At 36.8% G+C, this 25,881-nt stretch carries 29 protein-coding genes; 24 read left to right on the top strand and 5 right to left on the bottom strand.

The annotated features are described in order from the left end of the window. Positions 1–409: 409 nt before the first annotated feature. From rplN to CUN60_RS11150, 20 genes are all read left to right on the top strand, one after another. Entirely contained in the window at positions 410–778 is a 369-nt protein-coding gene (gene rplN, locus CUN60_RS11245; protein WP_102952132.1) for a 50S ribosomal protein L14, read from the top strand. 11 nt (positions 779–789) lie between these two features. Next, positions 790–1,104: a 50S ribosomal protein L24 gene (gene rplX / locus CUN60_RS11240; RefSeq protein ID WP_102952131.1), complete on the top strand. Its 315-nt coding sequence runs from the start codon at positions 790–792 to the stop codon at positions 1,102–1,104. Between the two features lie 12 nt (positions 1,105–1,116). Further along, on the top strand, positions 1,117–1,653 hold the full coding sequence (gene rplE, locus CUN60_RS11235) for a 50S ribosomal protein L5 (RefSeq protein WP_102952130.1): 537 nt from the start codon (positions 1,117–1,119) through the stop codon (positions 1,651–1,653). Positions 1,654–1,662: 9 nt separating this feature from the next. Then, on the top strand, positions 1,663–1,968 hold the full coding sequence (gene rpsN, locus CUN60_RS11230) for a 30S ribosomal protein S14 (RefSeq protein WP_102952129.1): 306 nt from the start codon (positions 1,663–1,665) through the stop codon (positions 1,966–1,968). 15 nt (positions 1,969–1,983) lie between these two features. Beyond that, positions 1,984–2,373, top strand: a complete 390-nt coding sequence (gene rpsH, locus CUN60_RS11225; RefSeq protein ID WP_245866352.1) for a 30S ribosomal protein S8 — start codon at positions 1,984–1,986, stop codon at positions 2,371–2,373. A gap of 15 nt (positions 2,374–2,388) precedes the next feature. Beyond that, the gene (gene rplF, locus CUN60_RS11220) at positions 2,389–2,925 is read left to right on the top strand and encodes a 50S ribosomal protein L6 (RefSeq protein ID WP_102952128.1); all 537 of its coding nucleotides are present in this window, start codon (positions 2,389–2,391) and stop codon (positions 2,923–2,925) included. A 20-nt stretch (positions 2,926–2,945) separates the two neighbouring features. Next, entirely contained in the window at positions 2,946–3,299 is a 354-nt protein-coding gene (rplR, locus tag CUN60_RS11215; protein WP_102952127.1) for a 50S ribosomal protein L18, read from the top strand. A gap of 13 nt (positions 3,300–3,312) precedes the next feature. After that, positions 3,313–3,807, top strand: a complete 495-nt coding sequence (gene rpsE / locus CUN60_RS11210; protein ID WP_102952126.1) for a 30S ribosomal protein S5 — start codon at positions 3,313–3,315, stop codon at positions 3,805–3,807. Positions 3,808–3,811: 4 nt separating this feature from the next. Next, entirely contained in the window at positions 3,812–3,994 is a 183-nt protein-coding gene (gene rpmD / locus CUN60_RS11205; RefSeq protein ID WP_102952125.1) for a 50S ribosomal protein L30, read from the top strand. A gap of 4 nt (positions 3,995–3,998) precedes the next feature. Continuing rightward, a complete protein-coding gene (gene rplO, locus CUN60_RS11200) occupies positions 3,999–4,424 on the top strand; it encodes a 50S ribosomal protein L15 (protein ID WP_102952124.1) in 426 nt (141 codons plus the stop codon). Positions 4,425–4,434: 10 nt separating this feature from the next. Further along, complete coding sequence (gene secY, locus CUN60_RS11195) at positions 4,435–5,727, top strand: preprotein translocase subunit SecY (RefSeq protein ID WP_102952123.1); 1,293 nt, start codon at positions 4,435–4,437, stop codon at positions 5,725–5,727. A gap of 5 nt (positions 5,728–5,732) precedes the next feature. Continuing rightward, a complete protein-coding gene (gene infA, locus CUN60_RS11190) occupies positions 5,733–5,951 on the top strand; it encodes a translation initiation factor IF-1 (RefSeq protein ID WP_102952122.1) in 219 nt (72 codons plus the stop codon). Between the two features lie 145 nt (positions 5,952–6,096). Next, positions 6,097–6,210, top strand: coding sequence for a 50S ribosomal protein L36 (rpmJ, locus tag CUN60_RS11185; RefSeq protein ID WP_102952121.1), 114 nt, complete (start codon positions 6,097–6,099; stop codon positions 6,208–6,210). 30 nt (positions 6,211–6,240) lie between these two features. Beyond that, a complete protein-coding gene (gene rpsM, locus CUN60_RS11180) occupies positions 6,241–6,606 on the top strand; it encodes a 30S ribosomal protein S13 (protein ID WP_102952120.1) in 366 nt (121 codons plus the stop codon). A gap of 19 nt (positions 6,607–6,625) precedes the next feature. Then, positions 6,626–7,018: a 30S ribosomal protein S11 gene (gene rpsK / locus CUN60_RS11175; protein WP_102952119.1), complete on the top strand. Its 393-nt coding sequence runs from the start codon at positions 6,626–6,628 to the stop codon at positions 7,016–7,018. Between the two features lie 19 nt (positions 7,019–7,037). Continuing rightward, complete coding sequence (rpsD, locus tag CUN60_RS11170; protein ID WP_102952118.1) at positions 7,038–7,658, top strand: 30S ribosomal protein S4; 621 nt, start codon at positions 7,038–7,040, stop codon at positions 7,656–7,658. Between the two features lie 33 nt (positions 7,659–7,691). Further along, positions 7,692–8,708 (top strand): DNA-directed RNA polymerase subunit alpha, encoded by a 1,017-nt coding sequence (locus tag CUN60_RS11165; RefSeq protein WP_102952117.1) that lies wholly within the window; start codon positions 7,692–7,694, stop codon positions 8,706–8,708. Positions 8,709–8,727: 19 nt separating this feature from the next. Then, positions 8,728–9,123 carry a 50S ribosomal protein L17 gene (gene rplQ, locus CUN60_RS11160; RefSeq protein ID WP_102952116.1) on the top strand — a complete coding sequence of 132 codons (396 nt, stop codon included), beginning with the start codon at positions 8,728–8,730 and terminating at the stop codon, positions 9,121–9,123. A gap of 47 nt (positions 9,124–9,170) precedes the next feature. Beyond that, a complete protein-coding gene (locus tag CUN60_RS11155; protein WP_102952115.1) occupies positions 9,171–9,878 on the top strand; it encodes an HAD family hydrolase in 708 nt (235 codons plus the stop codon). A gap of 26 nt (positions 9,879–9,904) precedes the next feature. Beyond that, positions 9,905–11,269, top strand: a complete 1,365-nt coding sequence (locus tag CUN60_RS11150; protein WP_102952114.1) for an aldehyde dehydrogenase family protein — start codon at positions 9,905–9,907, stop codon at positions 11,267–11,269. Between the two features lies 1 nt (position 11,270). Here the strand turns inward: CUN60_RS11150 and CUN60_RS11145 are convergent, their stop codons facing one another. From CUN60_RS11145 to CUN60_RS11135, 3 genes are all read right to left on the bottom strand, one after another. Beyond that, on the bottom strand, positions 11,271–12,179 hold the full coding sequence (locus tag CUN60_RS11145) for a LysR family transcriptional regulator (RefSeq protein WP_102952113.1): 909 nt from the start codon (positions 12,177–12,179) through the stop codon (positions 11,271–11,273). Between the two features lie 697 nt (positions 12,180–12,876). Continuing rightward, positions 12,877–13,800 (bottom strand): glycosylasparaginase, encoded by a 924-nt coding sequence (locus CUN60_RS11140; protein WP_102952112.1) that lies wholly within the window; start codon positions 13,798–13,800, stop codon positions 12,877–12,879. 1 nt (position 13,801) lies between these two features. Then, positions 13,802–15,259, bottom strand: coding sequence for a peptide MFS transporter (locus tag CUN60_RS11135; RefSeq protein ID WP_102952111.1), 1,458 nt, complete (start codon positions 15,257–15,259; stop codon positions 13,802–13,804). Between the two features lie 275 nt (positions 15,260–15,534). Here CUN60_RS11135 and CUN60_RS11130 point away from each other — a divergent pair, with 275 nt between their 5' ends. From CUN60_RS11130 to CUN60_RS11115, 4 genes are all read left to right on the top strand, one after another. Continuing rightward, on the top strand, positions 15,535–17,925 hold the full coding sequence (locus CUN60_RS11130; protein WP_102952110.1) for a hypothetical protein: 2,391 nt from the start codon (positions 15,535–15,537) through the stop codon (positions 17,923–17,925). Between the two features lie 151 nt (positions 17,926–18,076). Continuing rightward, positions 18,077–20,527: a hypothetical protein gene (locus tag CUN60_RS11125; RefSeq protein ID WP_102952109.1), complete on the top strand. Its 2,451-nt coding sequence runs from the start codon at positions 18,077–18,079 to the stop codon at positions 20,525–20,527. A 187-nt stretch (positions 20,528–20,714) separates the two neighbouring features. Then, on the top strand, positions 20,715–22,295 hold the full coding sequence (locus tag CUN60_RS11120; protein WP_102952108.1) for a hypothetical protein: 1,581 nt from the start codon (positions 20,715–20,717) through the stop codon (positions 22,293–22,295). A 32-nt stretch (positions 22,296–22,327) separates the two neighbouring features. Continuing rightward, entirely contained in the window at positions 22,328–23,260 is a 933-nt protein-coding gene (locus CUN60_RS11115; RefSeq protein WP_102952107.1) for a hypothetical protein, read from the top strand. Between the two features lie 13 nt (positions 23,261–23,273). Here the strand turns inward: CUN60_RS11115 and CUN60_RS11110 are convergent, their stop codons facing one another. Together CUN60_RS11110 and CUN60_RS11105 are read right to left on the bottom strand one after the other, a co-directional pair. Then, positions 23,274–24,107, bottom strand: coding sequence for a helix-turn-helix transcriptional regulator (locus CUN60_RS11110; protein WP_102952106.1), 834 nt, complete (start codon positions 24,105–24,107; stop codon positions 23,274–23,276). 169 nt (positions 24,108–24,276) lie between these two features. Next, on the bottom strand, positions 24,277–25,839 hold the full coding sequence (locus CUN60_RS11105) for an acetate and sugar kinases/Hsc70/actin family protein (protein ID WP_102952105.1): 1,563 nt from the start codon (positions 25,837–25,839) through the stop codon (positions 24,277–24,279). Between the last annotated feature and the right edge of the window lie 42 nt (positions 25,840–25,881).

Genomic DNA, 25,881 nt, shown 5'->3' with positions numbered 1-25,881 from the left:
TTATTTTATTTATAATTTGTTTAGCTATGGGATCTTTTTATGATTGAATTTGATAATGAAGGGAGAATTATTGTGAAGCGTAGAAACACACTGTTGTAAAATTTTAAATTTCATTTTATTGATGCTAGTAAATAGCATACTCCTGTAAATAAACGGACTCAAATTGTAGCACCAAATAAAATAAAAAGTCAAAAATATTAATAACAGTTATTTAAGAAATTATAATTATAATACTTCAATCACTTGTAAGTATATGAAACCCAATCAAAATTAAATAATGAATAGTTGTTGCAAATCGCAGTTGACTTATGTTAAAATGCTCGCCTTACTTATGATGTCTAGTAGTCCGGTTCTATCGGACCCAATACTGGCCGTTTGCGTAACGTGTTAAGTTGGAAAGGTAAATCAAATGATTCAAATGCAAACAAGATTGGATGTTGCTGATAATACTGGTGCACGTTCTGTTATGTGTATTAAAGTGTTAGGCGGTTCAAAGCGTCGCTATGCAAGCGTTGGTGATATCATTAAGGTATCAATCAAAGATGCTGCTCCACGTGGTCGTGTGAAAAAAGGTGATGTTTATAACGCGGTTGTTGTGCGTACAGCTAAAGGTGTACGTCGTCCGGATGGTTCATTGGTCAAGTTTGATGGTAATGCTGCGGTATTGCTTAATGCAAAACTTGAGCCAATTGGTACTCGTATTTTTGGTCCGGTAACTCGCGAACTGCGTACAGAACGGTTTATGAAAATCGTTTCATTAGCTCCAGAAGTAATTTAAAGGCAACAATAATGAAAAAAATTCGTAAAGGTGATGAAGTCATCGTTATTGCTGGTAAAGACAAGGGTAAAATTGCTCAGGTTCAACAAGTTGTTGAAGATGGTAGCAAAGTTATCGTTGAAGGCGTTAACGTTGCAAAAAAACATGTTCGTCCTAACCCAATGAAGGGTGTTCAAGGCGGAATAGTAGATAAAACAATGCCGGTTGATATCTCGAATGTTGCTATCTATAACTCTGAAACTAAAAAAGCTGATCGCGTTGGTTTCAAAGTTGAGGGCGATAAAAAAGTTCGTGTATTCAAGTCTAACGGTAAAGTGATAGGTTAATAGAGGTAGAAAATGGCAAGATTAAAAGAGTTTTATACTACCAAAGTTGTTCCTGAATTGATGAAGCAATTCAACTATGATTCAGTAATGGAAGTGCCACGTATTGAGAAGATTACTCTTAATATCGGTTTGGGTGAAGCTGTTGCTGACAAAAAAGTAATGGAATTTGCTTTGTCTGATTTAACTAAAATTGCAGGTCAAAAACCTGTGGTTACTAAAGCGCGTAAATCAATTGCAGGTTTCAAAATTCGTGAAGGTTATCCGGTTGGTTGCATGGTTACATTGCGTAAAGAAAGAATGTATGAGTTCTTTGATCGTTTGATCAGTATTGCAATTCCACGTATCCGTGACTTCCGTGGTTTAAATGGTAAGGCGTTTGATAAATTCGGTAATTATAACTTCGGGATTAAAGAGCAAATCATATTCCCGGAAATCGAATACGATAAAATCGATTCACTACGCGGTATGAATATTACCATTACAACTAGTGCTAAAAATGCTGAAGAAGCGCGTGCTTTACTTAAAGCATTTAGCTTTCCAATCAAATAAGGATATATTATGACTAGATTGGCCTTAATCGAAAGAGAAAAAAAGCGTGCTAAGTTAGTACAGAAATATAGTGCTAAACGTGATGCTTTATTCGCTATTATTGAAGATTCATCAAAATCAGATGAAGAAAAATTTGAAGCCAGACTTGCGCTACAAAAATTACCTCGCAATGCTGCGCCTATCCGCAAACGTAATCGTTGTGCGTTGACAGGTCGCCCAAGAGGTACGTTCCGTAAATTTGGTATTGCCCGTAACAAACTACGCGAGTTATCACTTAAAGGTGATATTCCTGGTGTTGTTAAAGCTAGCTGGTAAGGGAGGGTATTAGAAATGATGCAAGATACTATTGCTGATATGTTGACTCGTATTCGTAATGCTCAGGCTGCGAATAAAGAAGTTGTTACAATGCCTTCATCAAAAATCAAAGTGTCTATCGCTAAGGTTTTGAAAGAAGAAGGTTATATTGATGATTTTAAAATTGATGGTACTGTAAAACCTGAATTAATAATTACTCTACGCTACTATGCTGGTCGTCCGGTAATTGAAAGAATCGAACGTGTATCACGTCCTGGTTTACGTATTTATCGTGGTTGTGAAGAATTGCCTACTGTTATGAACGGTTTGGGCGTGGCTATTGTGTCAACTTCACGTGGTGTTATTACTGATCGTAAAGCTCGTTCACTTAAAGTTGGTGGCGAAGTTTTATGTCTAGTTGCTTAATAGGGGGGGCTCGTAATGTTATCACGTATGGCTAAAACTCCTTTAGCAATTCCTGCTGGTGTTGAAGTAACTCTTGATGGTTCAAACGTTAAGGTAAAAGGTCCTCTTGGAAGTCTTGAGTACACTTTTAACGATACTGTTACCATTACCAAAGATGGTACTAATATCGTTTTTGCAACTAAAGAAGATTCTAAGTTTGCTAAAGCGTTATCTGGTACTGTAAAAGCAGTTATGAATAACATGGTTACTGGTGTAACTAAAGGTTTTGAGAAAAAACTTACAATTCTTGGTGTTGGTTACCGTGCTCAAGCTCAAGGTGCCAATCTTAATCTAACCCTTGGTTTCTCTCATCCAATTGTATTCCAGGCTCCTGTCGGAATTAAAGTTGAAACTCCTACTCAGACAGAAATTCTGATTAAGGGAATTGATAAACAACTAGTTGGTCAGGCTGCTGCGGATATCCGTTCTTATCGTCCGGTTGAACCTTATAAAGGTAAAGGCGTTCGTTATGCGGATGAAGTGGTTATCCTAAAAGAGACTAAGAAGAAATAATTTTAGAGGTTAGTCTGAGAATGAGTAATAAAGTTAATCGTATTAGACGCGCACGTAAAACTCGCTTAAAAATTGCTGAGTTAGGTGTTAAACGTCTTGTTGTACATAAAACAAATTGTCATATTTACGCCCAAATTATTGATGAGACAGGTTCTAAAGTGCTTGCAGTTGCTTCAACTGCACAAAAAGCTCTTTCTGGCTCAGTAAAAAATGGCGGTAACATTGAAGCTGCAAAATTAATCGGTAAAGCTATTGCTGAAAAAGCAACTAGTGCTGGAATTAAAGAAGTTGCTTTTGATCGTGCCGGGTTTAAATATCATGGTCGTATCAAAGCAGTTGCAGATGCAGCTCGTGAAAACGGTCTTGTGTTCTAATTGGAGTAAATAAATGGTTGAAAATAAAGAACACTTAATAGAAAAACTGATTAGCGTTAACCGCGTAACAAAAGTGGTTAAGGGTGGTCGGATTATGGGCTTTGCTGCACTAACAGTTGTTGGTGATGGTGATGGCGGTATCGGTATGGGTAAAGGGAAAGCCAAAGAGGTTCCTGTTGCTGTACAGAAAGCTGTTAAAGAAGCTAATAAAAACATGGTTAAAGTTAGCCTAAAAAATGGTACTATTCATCATACAGTAAGTGCAACTCATGGTGCAACTACTGTATATATGCAGCCTGCTAAAGAAGGTACTGGTATTATTGCTGGTGGTGCAATGCGTGCATTGTTTGATGCTATCGGTGTTAAAAACATCACCGCTAAAGTACATGGCTCAACTAATCCTTATAACGTAGTGCGTGCAACTATTAAAGGGTTGCAAGCAATTACTACTCCTGCTGAAATTGCTGCTAAACGTGGTAAGACAGTAGAAGAAATCCTTGGGGAGTAATTAAATGGCTCAAAAAACAGTTAAAGTTACTTTGATTAAAAGTCTGATTGGTCGTCTTGAGAACCATAAAGCTTCTGCTCGTGGTCTTGGTCTACGTAAAATTGGTCAAACAGTTGAAGTTATTGATACTCCAGAAAATCGCGGTATGATTAATCGCATTAATTATTTAGTAAAATGTGAGGGTTAATACAATGTTTTTAAATAGTATTAAACCAGCTGAAGGTGCTAAGCATTCTTCTAAGCGTGTAGGTCGTGGTATGGGTTCTGGTCTTGGTAAAACATGTGGTCGTGGTCACAAAGGTCAGAAAAGCCGTGCTGGTGGATTCCATAAAGTAGGATTTGAGGGTGGTCAGATGCCTTTATACCGTCGTTTACCAAAACGTGGTTTCAAATCATTGAGCAAACAAGCTGAGGTTAGACTTGGTGATTTGGTTGCTTTGGCTGGGAATGATATCGATCGTATCGCTTTGATCAAAGCTGGTCTGATTTCAGCATTAGCTGACACAATTAAAGTTATTGGTACTGGTACTATTGCTGTTGCAGTTAACCTACGTGGTATCAATGCAACTGAGAGCGCTAAAGCTGCTATTATAGCTGCTGGCGGTTCGGTTGAGTAAGGTATAAAAAATGGCGATAGCAAAAGTTGATAAGTTTGCTGATCTCAAAAAACGTGTCTGGTTTTTGATTGGGGCTTTAATCGTTTTCAGGATTGGTGCGCATATTCCGGTTCCCGGGATTGACCCAACTCAGTTGGCGAAGTTATTCAAATCAAGCCAGACAGGTTTACTAGATATGGTAAACATGTTTTCAGGTGGAGCGCTATCGCGCTTTACAATTTTTGCCTTAGGAATAATGCCATATATTTCAGCCTCAATTATTCTACAACTATCATCAGAAGTATTTCCATACCTGATTCAGTTAAAAAAAGAAGGTGAGGCTGGTCGCAAAAAAATTACTCAGTATACTCGTTATGCTACAGTAATACTTGCATTTGTGCAAAGCTTTGGTATTGCTACCATGCTTTATAAACAACCAGGTTTGGTAGTTGATTCACAATTTCATTTTTTTGCAACCGCAATTATTTGTTTAGTTACAGGTACTATGTTCTTGATGTGGCTTGGTGAACAAATCACTGAGCGCGGAATTGGCAATGGTGCTTCAATGATTATTACTGCGGGTATTATTTCTGGGATTCCTGGTGCAATAGGAAAAACCTTGTCACTTGCATCGCAAGGGTCAATGTCAATATTTTCTGTGATCATGATTTTTGTGATTATTGCAGTAATTACTTATGTGGTAGTTTTTGTTGAGCGTGCACAACGTAAAATTCCTGTAAACTATGCTAAACGTCAGGTTGGTAATAAGATTATGCAAGGGCAAAGTACTCATTTGCCATTGAAGTTAAATATGGCTGGGGTAATACCACCAATTTTTGCTTCAAGTATTATTTTGTTTCCGGCAACATTGCTTGGCTGGTTAGGGCGTGGAAAGTTATCTTTCCTGTCTTCAATAGGTGATTCTTTACATCCAGGGCAGCCTGTATATATTGTAGTCTACACTGCTGCAATCATTTTCTTCTGCTTTTTCTATACTGCACTAGTATTTAATCCAAAAGAAACTGCGGATAATTTGAAGAAGAGTGGTGCATTTATCCCAGGTATCCGTCCAGGTGAAAATACTGCGAGATATATAGAAAAAGTTTTATTGCGCCTTACTTTTGGTGGTGCAGTTTATATTGCAGCGATTTGTTTGTTCCCTGAATTGCTGATTCTAAAATGGCATGTGCCATTTTATTTTGGTGGGACATCACTTCTAATTGTCGTTGTTGTAACTATGGATTTTATGACTCAGGTTCAATCACAGATTATGTCTGTTCAATATGAAGGTCTGATGAAAAAAGCCAATCTTAAAGGATTTTAATAGTTATGGCAAAAGATGATGTAATACAGTTTGAAGGTGAAGTTCTTGAAGCTTTGCCGAATACTATGTTTAGAGTGAAATTGGAAAATGGTCATGCGGTTTTGTGTCATATTTCCGGTAAAATGCGGATGAATTATATTCGTATCTTGCCAGGGGATAAGGTTACTGTTGAGATGACGCCGTATGATTTAAATAAAGGTCGCATTGTTTTTCGTGCGAAGTAATATTGTTTGCTCACAGTCTAGTACTGTGTTGCAAAACTCCTCGTGTACTTTTTTTATGTACACGTCGTCGTTTTGCGCCTTGTCCTAGCCGTGATAAACAATATTAATAAAACTCTGTGTGACACAGATATTTACGAGGTGTAAAATGAGAGTTCAGCCTTCAGTGAAAAAAATATGTCGCAACTGCAAAATTATTCGTCGCAACGGTGTTGTACGTGTAATTTGTAAAGAAGCAAGACATAAACAAAGACAAGGTTAATTTTTTTATATTGATTTGAAAGGAATTAGAATGGCTCGTATAGCTGGTGTAAACGTTCCTGATAATGCTCATATCGTTATCGGTTTACAGCATATTTACGGTATCGGTCCTTCTCGTGCCCAATGGATTTGTGATGCGTCACAAGTTAGTCCACAAACTAAAGTTCGTGAATTAGCACCAGAAGCAATGGAAGCTATTCGTAACGAAGTTGCCAAATACACTGTAGAAGGTGATTTGCGCCGTGAAGTTTCGATGAGCATTAAACGTTTGGTTGACCTAAAGTGTTACCGTGGGCATCGTCATGCCAAAGGATTACCAGTGCGCGGTCAGCGTACTAAAACTAATGCACGTACCCGTAAAGGTCCTAGAAAATTAGTTAGTGGTAAGAAAAAATAAGATTTAAAGGATTTTTTGTATGAGTAAAGCAAACACAGCGCGAGTACGTAAGAAAGTTAAAAAGCAGGTTAGCGAAGGTATCGCTCACGTCCATGCTTCTTTTAACAATACCATCATAACCATCACAGATCGTCAAGGAAATGCATTATCTTGGGCTACTTCTGGCGGTGCTGGTTTTAAAGGTTCACGTAAAAGTACTCCGTTTGCAGCACAGGTAGCTGCAGAAAAAGCTGGTAAAGTTGCCCAAGAATATGGTATTAAATCATTGGATGTTAGAGTGCAGGGACCTGGTCCAGGCCGTGAATCTTCTATTCGTGCTTTAAATGCTTTGGGTATAAAAATTACATCAATTAGTGATATTACCCCATTGCCGCACAATGGTTGCCGTCCACCAAAAAGACGTAGAGTATAAATTTAAGGAGTAGATTCACATGGCAAGATATACAGGACCTAGATGCAAATTAATGCGTCGCGAAGGGTTAGATCTTTCATTGGTAAGTACCCGCAAAAGTGCGGATGCAAAATGTAAATTAGCTAGTGCACCTGGTCAGCATGGTGCGAAATCTGGTAAATTATCAGACTACGGTGTTCAATTGCGTGAAAAGCAAAAAATTCGCCGTATTTATGGTGTGTTAGAGCGTCAATTCAGAAAATATTTTGCTGAAGCTACACGCCGCAAGGGTTCTACTGGTGAGAACCTATTAAAATTATTAGAATCCCGTTTGGATAACGTTGTTTATCGTATGGGTTTTGGTTCAACTCGTGCAGAAGCTCGTCAACTTGTTTCGCATAAATCGATTACAGTTAATGGTCAGGCAGTTAATATTCCTTCATTCCAGATTAAAGCTGGTGATATTGTGTCTCTTTCTGAAAAAGCTAAAAAACAAGTACGTGTTCAGGAAGCTGTTTCTTTAGCAGAACAGTCTGGTTTCCCGGCTTGGGTTGAAGTTGATGCCAAAAAATTGGTTGGTACATTTAAAGCTGTTCCTGAGCGTACAGATTTATCTAGCGATATCAACGAACAATTAGTTGTTGAGTTCTATTCTAAATAATCAACTAAGCTATGCTTAGGAGGAATAAATTATATGCAAGCTTCTAGCAAACAATTGTTAAAGCCAAAATCAATTACAATTACACCACTTGGTGTAGATGCCAATAATTGTAAAATTGTAATGGAGCCATTTGAGCGTGGTTTTGGGCATACAATAGGTAATTCTTTACGCCGTATTTTGCTGTCATCAATGGTTGGTACAGCAGTTACTGAAGTAAAAATTGCTGGTGTAAGCCACGAATATGCCGTTTTAAATGGTGTGATGGAAGATGTAGTTGATATATTACTAAATCTTAAAGGTTTAATCTTTAAACTGCATAATAAAGACAGCATAATTGTTAAACTGCAAAAAAATGAGCCAGGAGTAGTTACTGGTAAAGATATCGAGCTTACGCATGATCTGGAATTAATGAATCCAGAGCATGTAATTTGTACACTGGCGAAAACTGGTTCCATTGATATGGAAATCAAGATTGAAACTGGTCGTGGTTATCAGACAGCTAGCTCCAGACGTCAGGAGACTGATACTTTGGCTACAGGTTGGATTTTGCTTGATGCAACCTTCTCTCCTGTAGTACGTGTGGCTTTTACTGTTGATAATGCTCGGGTTGAGCAAAAAACTGATTTGGATAAACTGGTTCTGGAAGTAGAAACGAATGGTGTTATTACTCCAGAAGATGCTGTACGTTCAGCATCTAAAATCCTGATTGAACAAATGCTAGTTTTTGCTGGTCTTGAGCATATGCCAAATACCGAGACACCAAGTAGCAGACTTGCTGCTAAAGTTAAGGAAGAGCCTGAAGTTGATCCGGTATTCCTTGAGTTGGTTGATAACCTTGAACTGACAGTTCGTAGTGCGAATTGTCTGAAACATCTTGATATCAACTATATTGGTGATCTAGTGCAAAAAAGCGAAAATGAACTGTTGAAAACACCAAATCTAGGTAAAAAATCACTTACTGAAATTAAAGAATTATTGGAAGTTCGTGGTTTAAGATTAGGTATGCCTCTTGATAATTGGCCACCTGCGTCAATCAAGAAAAAGAAATAATTAAATAAGGGATGTAAAGATGAGACATCGTTGTGGACATCGTAAATTAAATCGTACGTCAGCGCACCGCAAAGCTATGTTTAAAAACATGGCAGTTGCTTTGTTGACACACGAAGCTATTGTAACTACTTTGCCAAAAGCTAAAGAGTTACGTAAAGTTGTTGAGCCATTAATTACTTTGGCTAAAAATCCTTCACTTGCTAACCGTCGTCTTGCATTTGACCGTATCCGTGATCGTGATACTGTGGTTAAATTGTTTGATGTATTGGGACCACGCTATGCTACCCGTCCAGGTGGTTATACTCGTGTTCTTAAATACGGTTTCCGTCCTGGTGATAATGCTCCGCGTGCTTTTATGGAGCTGGTTGACCGTCCGGAAGATACTTCGGCAGTTGAAGATAATTCTGATGCATAATAAAAAGCTAACCATTTGGTTAGCTTTTTATTTTTGGAGATGATGAAATGATGAAGAAATATACTACGATATTATTTGACCTAGATGATACGCTTCTTGATTTTGTCAGTGCAGAGAAAAAGACTCTTCGCTACATTCATCAAGAATATTATTCTAACTATGAGTTTGAGAATTTTTTAAAGACCTATCAGACAATAAATAATAATTTATGGGAACAGGTAGGAAGCGGTCATGGTTCTATCTTGCCGAGAGATGTCAGATATCGCAGGTTTATTGATCTTCATGCGACGTTAAAAACTGATCTGAATCACGAAATAGTTGCGCACTCTTTTGAGAATTATCTTGGTGTAAATACTGACTGGATTGATGGTGTAGAAAAGGTTATCGATCTTTTAGCCGGGAAAGGTTATCGTTTAGGAATAATTACTAATGGGCTTACCTCAGTACAATATCTGAAATATAAGACTAATTTGCTACATCAATGGTTTGAGTGTTTTGTTGTTTCTGACGAGGTTGGGGTTGCAAAGCCGGGGCGAGAAATATTTGAAATTGCCTTTGCACAAATGAATCTTAAAGATCAAGATGTAGCTCAGATATTATATGTTGGTGACTCATTAGCTAGTGATGGTTATGGTGCCAAAAATGCGGGTATTGACTTTGCTTTCATAAACCGGAAAAAACTAGCTGTAGAAAACCACGATTTGCAAATTCACTTTAATCTTGATACGGTTGCCGATTTATCGAGCTTACTTTAATTTATCTTGTTAGCTGAGGCTCTTGAATGGATTATGCACTAAAAATTATTGAGCAAAGAGAGTTTTTTGATAGTGGGATAACCCATGATCTGAATTTTCGAAAAAAACAGCTCATGCAATTAAAAGCGGCAGTCGAGAAATATGAAACAGCGATCCTTGATGCATTATACAAAGATTTAGGTAAATCAGAATTTGAGGCGTATAGTAGCGAAATTGGATTAGTATATAAAGAAATTGACTTTGTATATAAGAACTTACATAAATGGGTGAAAGAAAAAAGAGTTCCCTCACCGCTAACAATTTTCTATTCTCGAAGCTCTATCCTTAGAGTTCCTTTGGGCTTGGTTCTTATCATTGCACCATGGAATTATCCTTTTCAATTGTTAATTTCTCCATTAATCGGCGCGATTGCAGCAGGAAACTGTATTACTCTAAAACCATCTGAGATAAGTAGTAATACGACTAAAGTCATTAGCGCTATGATTAGTGAATTTTTTGCCGAAAATTATATCTCAATTGCTGAAGGTGATGGTGTGGTGGTAGTTCCAGAGCTGATAACACGGGGTAGTTTTAACCATGTGTTTTTTACTGGTTCGATAGTTGTTGGGCAACAAATTGCCAGCTTATGTGCTAAGCGTCTGATTCCTTATACACTTGAATTGGGTGGTAAATCGCCAGCAATCATTGATAAAAGTGCAAATCTAAAAGTTGCAGCAAAGAGGCTTATTTGGGGCAAGTTATTTAACTGTGGACAGACCTGTATTGCTCCTGATTATGTGCTGATTGAGGCGAGTATATATGCCGATTTTGTACAAGAATTGATTAATGCGGCAAAAGAGTTAGGAGCGGATGACTTTAATCATGCTGGGAAGATAATCAATAAACGCCAATTTGAACGGCTAATTTCATATTTGCAGCATGGGAAGATAATTTTTGGTGGAGCTATTGATGAAGAGAATTTACAAATAGGTTTAACCATTATTGAAAATCCGGATTTTGATTCGGCACTCATGCATGAAGAAATCTTTGGACCAATATTACCATTAGTAAAATATGCTAGTTATAATGAGCTGATTGAGATACTAAATATTAACCGCTATCCATTAGCAGTTTATTTATTTAGTAATGATAGGAAGTTTAGGGAAAAAATTATTCATCAGCTTGAAAGTGGCGCTATCGGTATTAATAATTGTCTCTACCATTTCGTCAATCATAATTTACCTTTTGGTGGAGTAATGTATAGCGGAAATGGACATTATCATGGTAAATTTAGTTTTGATGTTTTTAGTCATCCAAAAGCATTAGTTAGAAGCAGTAATTTTCCCGATTTTTCAGTGAAGTATCCACCATATGACAAACTCAAGCTAAAATTACTCAAGCTATTTACTTAGTTTACGGAGCTATATTACTACAATTATATTCTCTAAAACATTCTTCAATAAAATCAGCAACTATATTTATCTTATAGTCATCTTCAAGCCGTTTTATCAGATAAAAATTGCCAACTTCAAAACTATAATCAACAAGAACTCTCACATATTTACCATTCCGGATATCATTTGCCATGACAGAATAAAATGAGCTGGCAATATATTCACCTGTATCAACTAGTTTTAGTGCATGTGTAAAGCTATTTGTCGCAATATTATAATCAATTTTTGCAGATTCTATTCTTCCGGTTTTATTATTTATCAGGTTGATACGGTTAATAAGTTCTCCATGGTCTAAAAGGACAGGCAACACTTTATGTTGGTTAATATCTTCCAGATTATTTAACATACCATATTGTGCAATATATTTTGGTGTGCAAAAGGCAACTCTTTCAGCCTTATGAATTAATTTTACCTTTTGTGCTTGCTGTTCTGGAAGTCCGTATACTAGTGCCAGATCAATTAGGTTTTTTTGAAGATTAATTTCATGATTTTGATAATAAATTCGTAGCTTGAGTCTAGGGTGCTTCTTGATAAACTCTGGTAAGCGAGGGGTAATAATATTTAATGGTAATGAATGAGGTAGCATAATTTTAACTTCCCCAAATACGATTTCGTCTTTATCGAGTGCTTCATGGATTTTATTTTGTAAAACTGCCTCATCATCCTTTAGTAATTCAAAAAATTTTCTTCCCTGAGTGGTTAATTCGAAGTGACTGGCATTTCTATTTATTAGTTTTACTCCTAGAGTTCTTTCTAGGTTAATTATACGCCGACTGAGTGTCGATTGGTAAAGTCCTAACTCTTTAGATGCTTTAGTAAAACTGCCAAATCCAGCAGTCTTTATAAACAAAAATAAGTCATCAAACATTTGCTACCCTTATTTTATAGTAAAGTTTTCTGCATAAATTTTATCATGCTAATAAATATTTATGTTTATACATTGAGGATTTATTAAAGCTGGATAAAATAGATGGTAAGATAACTTTGATAAAGATATTTTACCATCTATTCTTGTCTTTGAAAGTTTTACAATTACTTAATAACTGGAAGGAATAGCTAAAGGATCAGAGTTTGCAAAAACGGATAATTAATTATCTGCGTTTGCAACTTTTCTATTATTCTATTAATAAGTATAATCTGGTTTTATGAATTGATGTAAAGAGAGCTTATCAATTAAAAATAGTCTTCCTCTAGGTGATGTAATATGAGTTCTGCCTGCATATTACTAGAACCGTTGGCATGGTATTTAATAAGTATCATGCCATTTTTTTTATAGATAACATAATTAGGACACTATCTTATTAAAAGCAAAAAAAATACCGCTGAAAAATCAGCGGTCAAATGTGGAGGGAATTACAGGCAGAGTCATATCTCTCTCCACCTAGCGATATTATAGCTATATCACAAATTAACACCAAGTCCACTTTAGTGGAGTTTTGCTAATATATTTATATATACTAATGCCGTGAAGGTTCTGAGTCGTTGCACTGCTCCTTACTTTCTACTTGTAAGCTGTGTTGCACGCCTACCACGCTTCTTCGCTGATTGAGTATAACCACTAAATATTAGAGGCGAACGATTTCTGCAACTTTAATTTCTGGTTGTTCCATTCCTGGCTGCCAGATAACATAGCGGATTTCTTCACTTGAATTTAATCCAATCACCTTATGGTTGCCTGATTTATCTACTGCATGAATAGTAACTTCATCTAAGTACCCGGTTTTAAGATCAGCAAGATCGCGGGCTGCTTCATAGACTGCATCAGCTACACTTAAACCCATTTTCATGTAAAGTACAACACTACGGGCTGTACCCGCGCGAATACTCATTTCTCCAGTGTGGGTACAGGCGCATGCACCATAGCGACTATCTGCATAACTGCCAGCACCGATAATCGGGCTATCACCAAGCCGCCCCGGATATTTCCATGCCCAGCCAGAGGTACTAGTTGCCGAAGAAATCCGTGCTTCATGATCAATACTGAGATAAACAGTGGTATCAAAGAGCTTTTCTGGGTCAACTGCTTTATTTTTGATGTCAAGAAGTCTTACATCTGGAAACTTAGCTTTCTGTTCTTCGGTTAATACGTCATTAAGATGTTTGTGCCAAGTATTTATCGAGAGTTCGGTTTCATTTTTGGCGATTTCGGCACCAATTTCACGGGCAAAGCGTTCTGCACCTTCACCAACTAATATTTCATGGTCAATATCGGTCATGATCCGATAAGCCACTTCAACTGGGTGTTTGAAATTTCGTAATGCACCTACCGCACCAGTTCGCCTAGTTGTGCCATCCATTACAGCTGCATCAAGCTGTAGTTCGCCAAGAATATTTGGCCATGAACTCATGCCAACAGTATGAATATCCAGATTGGCCTCGACAATTTTTATTCCTTCGATTATTGCGCGTAATCCATTTTCCTTGCTAGCAAGGATTTCAGCTGCACGGTTAGTCCCGGATCTTCCTTCATAATTTGCGATTAATAACATCTTAGCTTCTTTCATCAATTTTATTACGAATTATAAACAATATTGCGGTGATTATTATGCCAAGAATGGTTACCTTAATAAATCCATTTTGATAAATATTTAATTGTTCGGCAACTGGAAGTTTATCCGCCGACTGAAAACCAATTAATTGGGCAATTAATCCTGCGGTCAAACCAGCAAAGGCATTAATCATCCACCATAATCCCATCATGATACCAGATAGATTTTGCGGCGCATATTTTGTTACTAGCGCAAGACCATTTGGTGAAATACATAATTCGCCAAAGCCAAGTAGGGTATAGCAAACTAGTATCCAAACGAGACTCATTTTACCCGAATGTTCAGCCTGCATAATCCCAAATATTATGAATACAAATGCTAGAGTTGCGACAAATAAACCAAGCGCAAATTTACCCGCATAGCCTGGCTCATGTTTGATTTGTTTCGTAAAATTCCAGAACCAAGCAATTATTGGTGCTAAAATGATCAAAATCAGAGAGTAGAAGCTTGAGATACTTGAAGCGGGAATTGTAACGCCAAAATAATTTAAATCAACTACTCGATCGATAAAAATTGGCAGGCTCGCAATAGTCTGGTTAGATAATGTCCAATAACTAACTGAGAATATCGATAATACCAGAATAATCCAAACTTTACTGCGTTCTTCAATAGTTAGTTTGCGCCATAATGAGATTATGTAACCACCAAGGATTAGGAGACAGATTCCTGAAACTACCGTTGATTGAATTGGATTAGCTAATAGTGTAGCAAAGATTGCGGCTAAAGCCAAAAGCATCACATAAACCCAAATATTTAGCTTTATTCCAGCAAAGCGAGAGTTAATTAGTTCATTATTGGCAACCTTACAATTAGCAGGGAATTCTTTTTCTCCGCGTTTAAAAATATATAAGCCAAGTGCCATCCCGATTGCCGCTAGCCCAAATCCTGCATGCCAAGCAACTTTTTCGGCAACAAAACCAACCGCAGTTGGGGCAATCACCGCACCGATATTAATTCCCATATAATAAATATTAAATCCCTGAACGCGCATATCTTCATGTTCGTCGGAATATAATTTACCAACCATGACCGAGACATTTGGTTTTAGTAGTCCAGTTCCTGTAGCGATACAACCAAGACCGAAATAGAATAACGAGAAACTAAAATTTGATAAAGCCATCGTCAGGTGCCCAATCAGGATGAATATACCGCCAATGAATGCAACCTTTGCATAACCGTAAAGTCGATCGGCAAGAAATCCAGCAATTGTAGTCGAGAGATAAACATATGTTACATAACTACCGAATATGATTAAAGCTAAATCTTCTGGTATATGCGCCGCTTTAGTAAGAAATAGTACTAAGACCGCATTTAAGCCGTAGAAGCTAAAGCGTTCCCACATTTCGGTAAAGAAAAGCCGTTTCAGACTTCTCGGGTGGTTTCTCCATCCTGTAAACATATGATCTTCCCTCGAAAAATGATTATTTTAAGTGTCTATTTTATAGTATTGGTACTGACATTGGTAAAAAGAAACGTAGCGTTTGGTGTTACTGCTAAATAGGGTATTTCATTGAAATGATAGTTGTAATTTAGTTTCGCCTTTGAGCGTGGCTAGTCTAATTGAAATAAATCATGAGGGATAGACAAAATTATCTATTGTGGGAGTTTTACTAACCCTGTAAAATCTACTTTATCTAGATTAAAGAAAAATGATGGGTTTAAAAAGGGAATGTCATGAAAAGAAATATTAAACTATCAGCCATACTAAGTGTTGCACTATCCTTGTCAATGCTGGATGCGCATGCGGTATGGAATACTAATAGTATTGGTGATGATGGTAATCCACATACAGAGGGTAATGCGGGTGCTAATGAGCATCATGCAAAGCTAAAGTCTGCGACAAAATTAGTGTTGCGTAATGATACAAATTCAATAATTAGCTCAATTCAAATCAAGGATCCCGATGGTAAAGTTCATTACAGTAATAATCTTAATTGCGCTACTGAGAGTTTTTGTGAAATTAGTGCACCGGGATTAAAGCTTAATAAAGATTTGGATGCATTTTTCTTTGATAGCAAAAATAAGCTAGTCTCTGTTTATGATTTTAGCTCAGTACCTGATTCTTCGCAATATGAGTACATATACGCTAGTAATCTCTCCTTGGGTTTATATATCTATAGCCTACTTGAGGTTATCGATAAAGCTATGACATTTGAGCGCTTAAGTCATGCCTTTGGCGCGAATAGTGAGAAATATTCGCCATTTGAATTATTGGGCGGATATTATCAGCAACAAATTGATAGCGGTAAATCATCGAATCAGGTATTAAACTCGATAGACAATGTTATAAAACATAATGGAGTGCTTATGCTTAATTCCAGCCTATTAAAAAATAGTCATTTGCTTTTATCTTCTAATCAGGGGAGAATGGTTGGTTCTTCGGCTACAAAAAGTCCATTTTGTAGTAGTGGCATGAAAACCGCGGTTGGATTCTTTGAGGCTGTTGCCAAAGGCCCATTCGCTGGGATAGGAATAATTACAAAAATGATTACAGCTGCACAGTATTCTGCTTGTCCAAGTAGTACTCCTGATTATACCCAGCAATTTAGACAAATTAATGAACGGCTGAGTGAGTTACGCGACCAAATGAATGCGATCAGTGATCAGATAGGCGCATTATCAGTTCAAGCATCTTTAATTCAGATAACTAATGTGACCAATGAGATGGATAGAGATACTAATAGTATGGAAACAGCATTAAATCTATACTATTCGTTTCTGCGAAACCAGCCAGATCGGAGTGGTAGATATCATACAACCTTACAATCTTATGTTGCTGCGAATGGTGGTATAAATCGTGTAATGAATTCCAACCTCTGGACATCACTAAATAATCTCTATGCAACCTCTAATCAACTAAGAACTTCAGTACAAGACCTTGAGTCCACAAGACCTAATCTAAGACGAGAACTGGATACTTTTTGCCGCGTAAATAGTTCAACTGCTAATCCGGTTGATAATATAGCCGGTAGCATCATGCGCCGACGAATAGATTGTAACTATTATGTACTTAGAAGCTATGTTCGTTATACAAGTATTGCTACTGCAGCACAACAAGCATTACAAGATATGTTTAATTCATTAATCGGTGCAGGAGGCGCAAGCAACTTCCAATATCAGAATGATCAGGCTAGATTAAATAGCGACTTTGGTACTTTCCTACAGAGTATGGAGGCTGGTTTTGGTAGTAGTAGATCATTTATACATCTAATTAATGGGTTAGATAGCCGTTTGATTAGCCGAATCGAGGCAGTTGGATGTATTCACAGATATCGAGACAGCAATGGACAAAATATTAGTGAACCTTATATTCTTGACTGGCACGGTGGAACAAGTCCGTATGTAGAAGTTATGTGCCCGGGAGATGATCAAAATACTATGTTTAGATCTCGTTATCAATACCGGAGTGGAACTACTAATTATTTTAATCCGCGAAATGTAATGGGAGTCCTAGTACCAAATGAATTTTTCTCTAGCACTAGAAATAACAATCAATTTCAGCATTCTGGCGATGTAAGTCACTCATCAGGAAGCAACGATGAGACGATATTGTGGTACCGATTAATTGCTCCACAAAATACAAGAGTATACTCTACTAATCTGACAAGTATTACTGGTATCACTGATATTCGTTTGAATCCACATCTGTTTCAGTTAAATTCTAATGGTGGTGTCTGGAATATAATGACACCAATTAATCATAATATTGGAGCGGTGAATGTTTATGAAAATAGAACCAACAGTTCATTTCTACGCATAAGAAATGGTTTAGTAAGCCAAGAACGAGAGTATAATAGTTTTATTCGGTTTACTGATGAAGCTGGTTTAAGTTGGGTTTGGAGTATAGTGTCAAAATATTCTCGTTCTTTCCATGGTATCTGGGGTGCAAATGTGAGTGAAGGATTCCAGCAGCAATGTATGACTCTTGATTGCCAGGCAACTCCTTCAAGTCTAGCAGTTAGGTTTGGTCTGACTAGCTATAGTTGGAGGGCAAGTCCGGCTGGATTACTTGATTCCTCATATATCATGACTATCAATGGTGAAGCAATACCATTTTCTCGCTGACAAAAGCCCTGCGGGGCTTTTTTATTCCTCTTTTGTAATAGGGGGAATAGACAAAATCATCTATTGCGGATCGCAAGTAAATAGCAGATAATCATTATCTGAGAACAATATAAACCTTCAACCTCGCTACTTATGAAAGGATGCGATTATTATGAAAATTATCAATAAACCAAAATCATTATTCATGGTTTTACTTACCTCACTTGCATTTAATGCTAATGCTATCCTTAATGTAAATAGTATTGGTGATGATGGTAATCCAAATACTGTTGGTAATGCAGGAGCAAAGAAAAGCAACGCTAAAAGTGTAAATAATGGTCAGATTTTATTTAATGTAAATAATCAGTCAAGTGCTGCGATAAGCAAGATAGTAGTTGTAAATAATAAAGATAAGCAACTATACAGTGGCAAATTTAATTGTAAGGTTGATCAACGTTGTGATTTAAACCTCGGTAAAGTAGAATGGCAAGGCACAGTTTATTTAAAATTTTATGATGCAAAAAATAATTTGGCTTCAGCTTATCAATTACTTGATAAACCATCATCAGGGACTAACTATATTATGATCAATGATGCATGGCTTGGTGTTTACGTGTTTAATCAGTTGCAGCAAAAATCTGGCAAGCCAGCAATGAAATTAAATGAAGAATTAACCAGTTTCTTCATAAATTACAGTAGTCCGGATAATACTCCTGATATCTTTGAAGAGTTAGGACTATATTTTGTCGCACAAAAAGTCGGGGCTAACGAAAATAAATTCTACAAAGATTTTCTGGTTAAACTGGCACACGATAAGGTATTAAATAGTGAGACTGCTAGAGGACCTATGGTTAAATCTGTTGCTATGCCATTTCCCTCTGGTAAGGGTATCTGTGATGATGCGGCAAAAGCCCAAAGTATCTTTAGTTATATGGGTTCAGTTATTGGTATGATCCCTGTAGTGGGTGGTGTAGTTGGAGGGTTTTTCAGTATTGGTTCGCAGATAGTTGGCGATGCTTGTCCTTCTGGTACTGATGCAAAACTGGCTGAAATTAATAATAAAGTAGAAATGCTGGATTCAAAAATTAACGCTTTAGATTATCAAATTGATGCTTTAGCCAGTAAACTATCTAAAGCTGATGCACAAAAAGCAATAAATAGCTTGACTGACCGTAATCGGTATAACTATAACTTCTATGTGGCGAAATATGTTTCATTTACCAATAACTACCAAACTATTTTAAATTATGTGCAAAATAACGGTGGCTTAAGATCAGCTTTCGAAAAGTCTGACAATGCTAAATATTTGTTACAAAATTTAACGGCGCAACTAAATCAATTTGAAGGATTGTTGACGAATCAGAATATAAAAGATCTTAAAATTTCTTTGGATGAGTGGTGTAACAAAGACCCTAAGCAAATAACTGGTGATGTAATAGCTAATAGAATTCAGTGTGATATTGTCATAAATAAAGCAGTTACAACGGTAATCGCTAGTTCAATGCAATTTAAACCAATGCTGAAAGATGAAATCAATACTATTGTAGAGGCAAAAAAAGCTAAAACAATTGATAAAGCTTGGCTAATTGACAATTTGGCTGAAAGCTTTACCTATCTGCCAGATGGTGTTGGTAGTAAAAGTATTTCTGTTCCATGGGAGCAAGCTGCCGCTAAAGTTGATGAGATTATAGATGCTAAAGTAAAATTTTTAAGTGATACTCTACTTGGTGCAAATAAGGATCAATTATATGTACCATTAGCTGGCTTCCCTGAAGAGTTAGCCAAAGGCATGATTGCGGCAGGTTGCTCTTCATTATCTACTGATGGTAAAACAGTGATGCCAGCAGTTCTTGAATGGTATGCAAGAACAAGTGATAACAAACCATATATAGTGACGCAATGTAAAAATGGAAATGAACTAGTTAAATCCAAATATTATTATCAGAAAAGAGGTGCAACTGAAGTTGATGGTAAAGTAGTAAATGTGATAGGTGTATTAGTGCCAGATAGGTTTTTCCATGGTGGAACTGGTAATAATTACGGTGATGGTTCAGCATTCCCATGGGCAAATTATAGTTTGTTACAAGATACTTCTGGATCAGGAGTATTTGATGATGTTTCTGTGTCAGCAGGATTGAGAGCACCCGATAGTACCCTTGCTGCAGGTTTTGGTTTCTCACCAGCTGATTTGAATAAATTAGTTATTCCAGCAGGAGGTTTTACCGAAAAATTTACTAGAAATAGTAAGTCTTATATCCGTAGCATTTTTAATCGTTCAATTCTTACTAATGGTGGAGATTGGGCATTTGGCATTACTTACTATGGTGCTGATTACTGGCAAATTGGTAGTGGAGAGTTTTTTAGTTTCATGCGCTATGTTAATAGTGATGGTACTTCGTATGTATGGGCAATCCGTTCTAAAATTGATAAAGCAGATAAGAGGTTGCAGCTTTGGCTTACTCCACAATGTATAACCAATGATTGTAAAGCAATTGATACAGGTGCGAAAATGGATGAGTTACAATTTAGCAGTGGGCCTAAAGTAAACTGGGTGGCAAGTACATATGGTGGTAGTGGTACATACGTATTATCTGTTGATGGTAAACCAATGCTGAAAAATTAAGCTGGTAATAATTAAAATAGCCAGTCATAATGACTGGCTTATTTTTAAAGTAAGATGTTTAGAGAATATCTCACAGCTTATATTAATTCAATAAGTAGACAAAATCATCTATTGTTGAAGTTTTGCCTGTCAGCTATAATACTTTCATCGCTTCCAAAAGGGGGCAACAAATAAATAAGGGAAAATAATGGGAAATAGAAAAGCAGCTTTTGCTGGGTGCATTTTGACTTTATTGGCAGGAAGTGGTTTTGCCAGTAATGCTAATCTGCAATTGAAAAAAAGTTCGTTAAAAAATGCAGTCAATGATGATTGGGCTATTCTAGGTGCTCCTACTCTTAGTGCAACAGGCATGCCAACTAGTTCTACTATCTGTATGGATACGAGTAATGTAAGTATTGGTACTTCGCCTCAGGCGGGGCTAACCTTTAATTCGACTGCCTCAAATCTACAGTTAAGTCGTTCCTTAAATCTTGGCTTAGGGCTCGATGGTCTTCAGTTGTACGGAATAACTGTTGGTGCTAATGCTTCTTTTGCTTCCAGTACCAAGAATACTGACTATACCTATAATTATACTTATCTATATACATATTCAACCAAAGCTAGTTTGACAACAGTTTATGGTAACGATAATCTTAGCACCAGTGGTAAAAAGGCCTTGGCATCTAGCGAAGCTGCATTTTTTCAGACTTGTGGTGATTCTTTTGTCAGTAATCTGGATGCTGGGGCAGTTATTGCAGTCAATGTTAGCATAACTTTTAAAACAAAAGAACAGGCAAATGAGTTTAATGGTTCTGTTTCGGCAGGAGTTAGTCTGGTTAGCATTGTCCCAACACTTAAAATGGCAGGCAGCAAGATAACTAAAGATGCCGTTATTGCCATTTCTGCTTTGCAAAATGGTGGTACTCCAGAAAATCTGAATGATATTTTTGGCAAAGATCCAAATACAGGTAGCTATAATGTTAGTGCCTGTAGTGTTGATACTCCGGCAGCCTGTCAGGCTTTAGTTGATTCAATTATTGCTTATTCTTCAACGCTTGGCTCACAAGTTAAAAATGATAGCGGCATGATTGTTAATAATCTATTTTATTTTAATCCGGTATTAACTTCTTATTCTTCAGTAGGAGTAACTGTACCTGCGCCAAAGCCACTTTCGACAGCTGCTGTTACGGCACAAAATGAAGTATTTGATGAATTAAATCTTTCTAAAAGCCGGATTGAATTTCTAAATCATTATAAGGGTGATTCATTACCGATTCAGCCTGATCTTAATTCGTATATCAATAGCCAAACAAAAACATTGAATGCCCGGATTGATTATATTAATTCTAAGGCGGTAAATTGTTTTAATGCTCAGGCTGAAACGTGCCCGGCTATTGTAACCCAAATGAAAAGCACTTTTAATAATAGTAAGACAACCTATAATTTTGATGCTGTAAAGTATGGGCAATTAAATAGTGCTTGGTATTATATTCTTGGTGGAAACTTGACTTATCTGGTTCCGGTCTCATTTGTGAATGTTTATTCAACATATACTACCGATAAAAATACTACGAATAAAACCGCCCAAGGATATACGGCTACAGAAAATGGTGTTTCATATATTAATCAGTTTGTGATTCCATATAAAGGACTTTTGGGTGCAAATAGAACTTATAAATGTCTGCCCACTACAGGTGATAATAAACTTGCAGATAGCAGAACTTTTGCTTGTAATGATGGACTTACAAATTTCAATATGCAGTTTACTAAAGTAGTAAATCCACTTTAACGCAAGTACATAAATAAAGAAAGAATCATATTATGAAAATTAAATTGAGCAACAATTTTTTAGGTGGATTAATATTACTGAGCATAATTCTTGCCGCATGCAATGGAACAAGTAATTCATCGGGAAATCAGACGAATATTACTGAAAACCCAACCTTAAGCGGTTTAGCTTATGATCCATTAAGTAAAAGTGTTTATAGTGTAGATCAAAGTGGGGTTTTATGTAAGCTTGCATTGCAGAATGTTCCCGGCAAGATGAGTTGTAATCTGACTGTGCCAAATAATATTATCATCTCATCTCAAGTTGTTAGTGATAATCAAGGTAATATTTATGCATTAGGAAGTCAGGCTACAACTGAGAGTAACTTCATCCTAAAATACCAGACGCAGACAAATACTTGGACAGTTAACAATATTGATATTCCTTTCGTAATGTCATTCAGTAAACTACTCTATCGTCAGGGGCAGTTATATCTGGCGGATCCGAATGAGTCGGCATTATATACAATTCAATTGGCTACTAATCAGTTAGAATCAGTTCCCGATTTTTTTATACCAGGTCCGGCTACTATTGAAGACTTTGATCAGAGTGGTAATCTTTACTTTAGTTATCAATTAAACACTGAATCGAACTTCCGCACAGTTACTACCACTCAAGTTTATCTGACGCCTCTTGGTAGTAGTGCTACTCCGGGGATAAAATTTGGAGCGGATAACAAAAATATTAATGATCTGGTCTATATTAAAAATACTGCCTATGCCTGTGCTGAATCAGATTTTCTATATTTGCCAGCGGATTCTTCTGCAAATGCTAACTGGCAAATTTTGACTAACTCAGCGGAATCAGGGTATTTCTCTTGTGATTATCTTACAACTGATGGAAATAATCTATACTATGTTGAAGGGCAATGGGGTAGCGAAAACAGTTTTAGTAATAACTATGTAAACACAATTAAAATCCAATAATGTAGGTGAAATTCTAGTAGCACGTGAGAGCCTCTTTTTTAAGAGGCTTTTTTTTATCCAGATTTATTTCTTTGGCAAGCTGCTCATCCAGAATAATGATATATGGTTTCGATAGCGATTCTGGTATCAGCTTATGGTAACCTTGTTCAATTGCTAGCTGGGTTAGCAGTTTCGAGTTGGAACCAGCTAGTCCAAATTTTTTGCTGAGTTGTTTAGCAATTATATTGGCGATAGTACTTCTGCTAATTCCCAGTATTTGGGTCATCTGTTCTGGTGGAATCAAATTTGCCAATAAAAAAAGTATCTCATGCTCGCGATTGGTAAGTTTTACCGCTGTTTTGCTGATCTCGGTTTGCTTATTATACCCCAAGATATTTTGCAAATAATCATGATGGCTAAAAAAAGGAATACTGGTAGCAAAGCTTTGAATACCAATAACTTCACCTCTTGGATGAAATATCGGCACATAAGTTATCAGATAGGCAATAAACTGATCATTGTATGGTAATAAATCAATAAAATTCACCACATTTTTATTACGAAAAATACTTAATTGCAGCTGATATATTTTCTCAATATAGTGATGAATAAACTCGACAAAGGCTCCTGTATACTTGGAGCCAAAAATTTTAGCACCCAGATCGGAACGGTGCTGATCTTTAAATGATATGCCAACCGCATCCTTCCAAGATTCCATTGCAATTGATTGCGCCGAATAATTGGTGCAAATAGCAATCTTACAGTCATAGTCATAGATGACTGAAAATATCTTTTGCTCGACTAATGGCATAAAATCTGATATTACAACTTCCTGCAGATATTTATATTTTTCTTGTTGACTTAGCATGTTTTCCAGTTAAATCGAATATGAAAATAAACTGGATATTATTATACTACATAAATCTTTAATGGTTTGCGCGTCAGGATGCATTGATTTAAAATTAGATGTGAAAATGATGAGAATTTTGTTACTGTATATAAAAAAGGCTGCAAATGCAGCCTTTTAACTTTTGGGACTAGTTAGCATATTTTTGTAGCAGATAACCACGAGTCCAAGTTAGCACAGTAACACCGTTTATTTTAGACGGTAAGACTCCCGAAAAGCTAGCAGTACTTCCATTAAATAAACCATTAGTAGCAGCAAACAGAAATGAGTTCATAAAAGTACCATTCGCACAAATTGCTTGTATTTGTAATTTATTTCCAGCAATCACTGTAGAGCATTTACTTACCAAATTATTTTCAAACGTAGTTGGGTTAAAGTTTGTTGATTCAGCAAGATTCAAATCTGCAGCTGTATAATAAAAATTATCAACACCAACAAATGGGCTAGTACTTGTCTCTAATGTTTGTTTAAATTCAGCCCAAGTAGCAGTATTTCCTTCATTTAAGGTACCATTATTATTACGTGCCAGAGAAATTACCTGACTGATTACTGTATCATATTTAGCGCTACAGGTATTCAAACTATAGTTAGGATTTCCTTGCAGGTTAAGTGCTGAGGCAGACAAAGTAAACCATGGCGTAGTGGTAACAGTATTTCCGGGGAAAATATTTGGCGTTAAGGTTGTTGATGGATAGAGTGAAATTCCACTATCTTCAGTTGTACTAGATTCTGTTGCTCCGGTTGCAAAACAATCCAACCCGCCATTCTGGTTACTATAGTTATATGCTCTTACATACTTACGGGCATCATCGGCACCTAAGCCAAGAAAGGATTTGCTATAGACATTAAATGTTTTGCCATTAATCGTTACCTTATATACATTCCCTGTAGGATTTGGCGTGGTATTGGTTGGAAAAGCAATCTGCATTGAGGAACCACCCACTTCAAAATCTCCAACAGGTTGCTGAATTGTAGCGCTAACAGTTGTGTTCCCACCAAACACATTGTAGTAATAATCATTCAGGTTAATCCATGTCCAGACACCTTCTTCACTATTCCCGTTAATAGTTTTAAATTCACCCGTTGCAAAACCCATTCCGGCAACATAGGTTTTCATTATCTGGTAGTAAGCTGTTATGGATTCAGTTGAATAACTACCACCATTACGAGTATCTTCGGTACGCATACCAGCGGTTGCAAAAAGTTCTGTTTTCACTTGGGAACGAGTCAAGTTATTTGCTGCTAAGGTAGTATCTTGAGAATTTAATAGTGGAGCCAATACACATGGGCTAACATCAGACTCTCCCAAACCAATAATTTGAACTTGTTTACCAGTAGTTTGCTCAGTGCCACCAGTACAATTAACAGGTCTGGTGCCTCCCGGAAGGGTATTTACGCCAGCTTTATCAACCAACTCTATGGTTCCGTTTCCATTTAGGAAGTCATTGATGCCATTATCGTTATACTCTTTTTCACTTAGTTTAGTGATCTGCGGATAGCCACCATTTCCGGGAATAACTTTATACAGAGATAAGCGTGTGCCACTACTTCCAGCATCAAAAAGAATCGTATAAACCGGCTGAGATGATGCACTACTTGAACTACTACCCGAATTGCAGCCAGTAAGTATTGCTCCGCTAATAATACTTAATACTGTTAGAAGGATTGGATTCTTTTTGTGTTTGATTAGCATTTCTAGTCCCTTTTAAATAGTTATCTAATTTACTAACCAAAT

It is taken from the genome of Aquella oligotrophica (assembly GCF_002892535.1).
Classification (GTDB): domain Bacteria; phylum Pseudomonadota; class Gammaproteobacteria; order Burkholderiales; family UBA11063; genus Aquella; species Aquella oligotrophica.
Note: the sequence above shows the minus strand (reverse complement) of the source record. Positions and strands in the feature narration are given on the sequence as shown.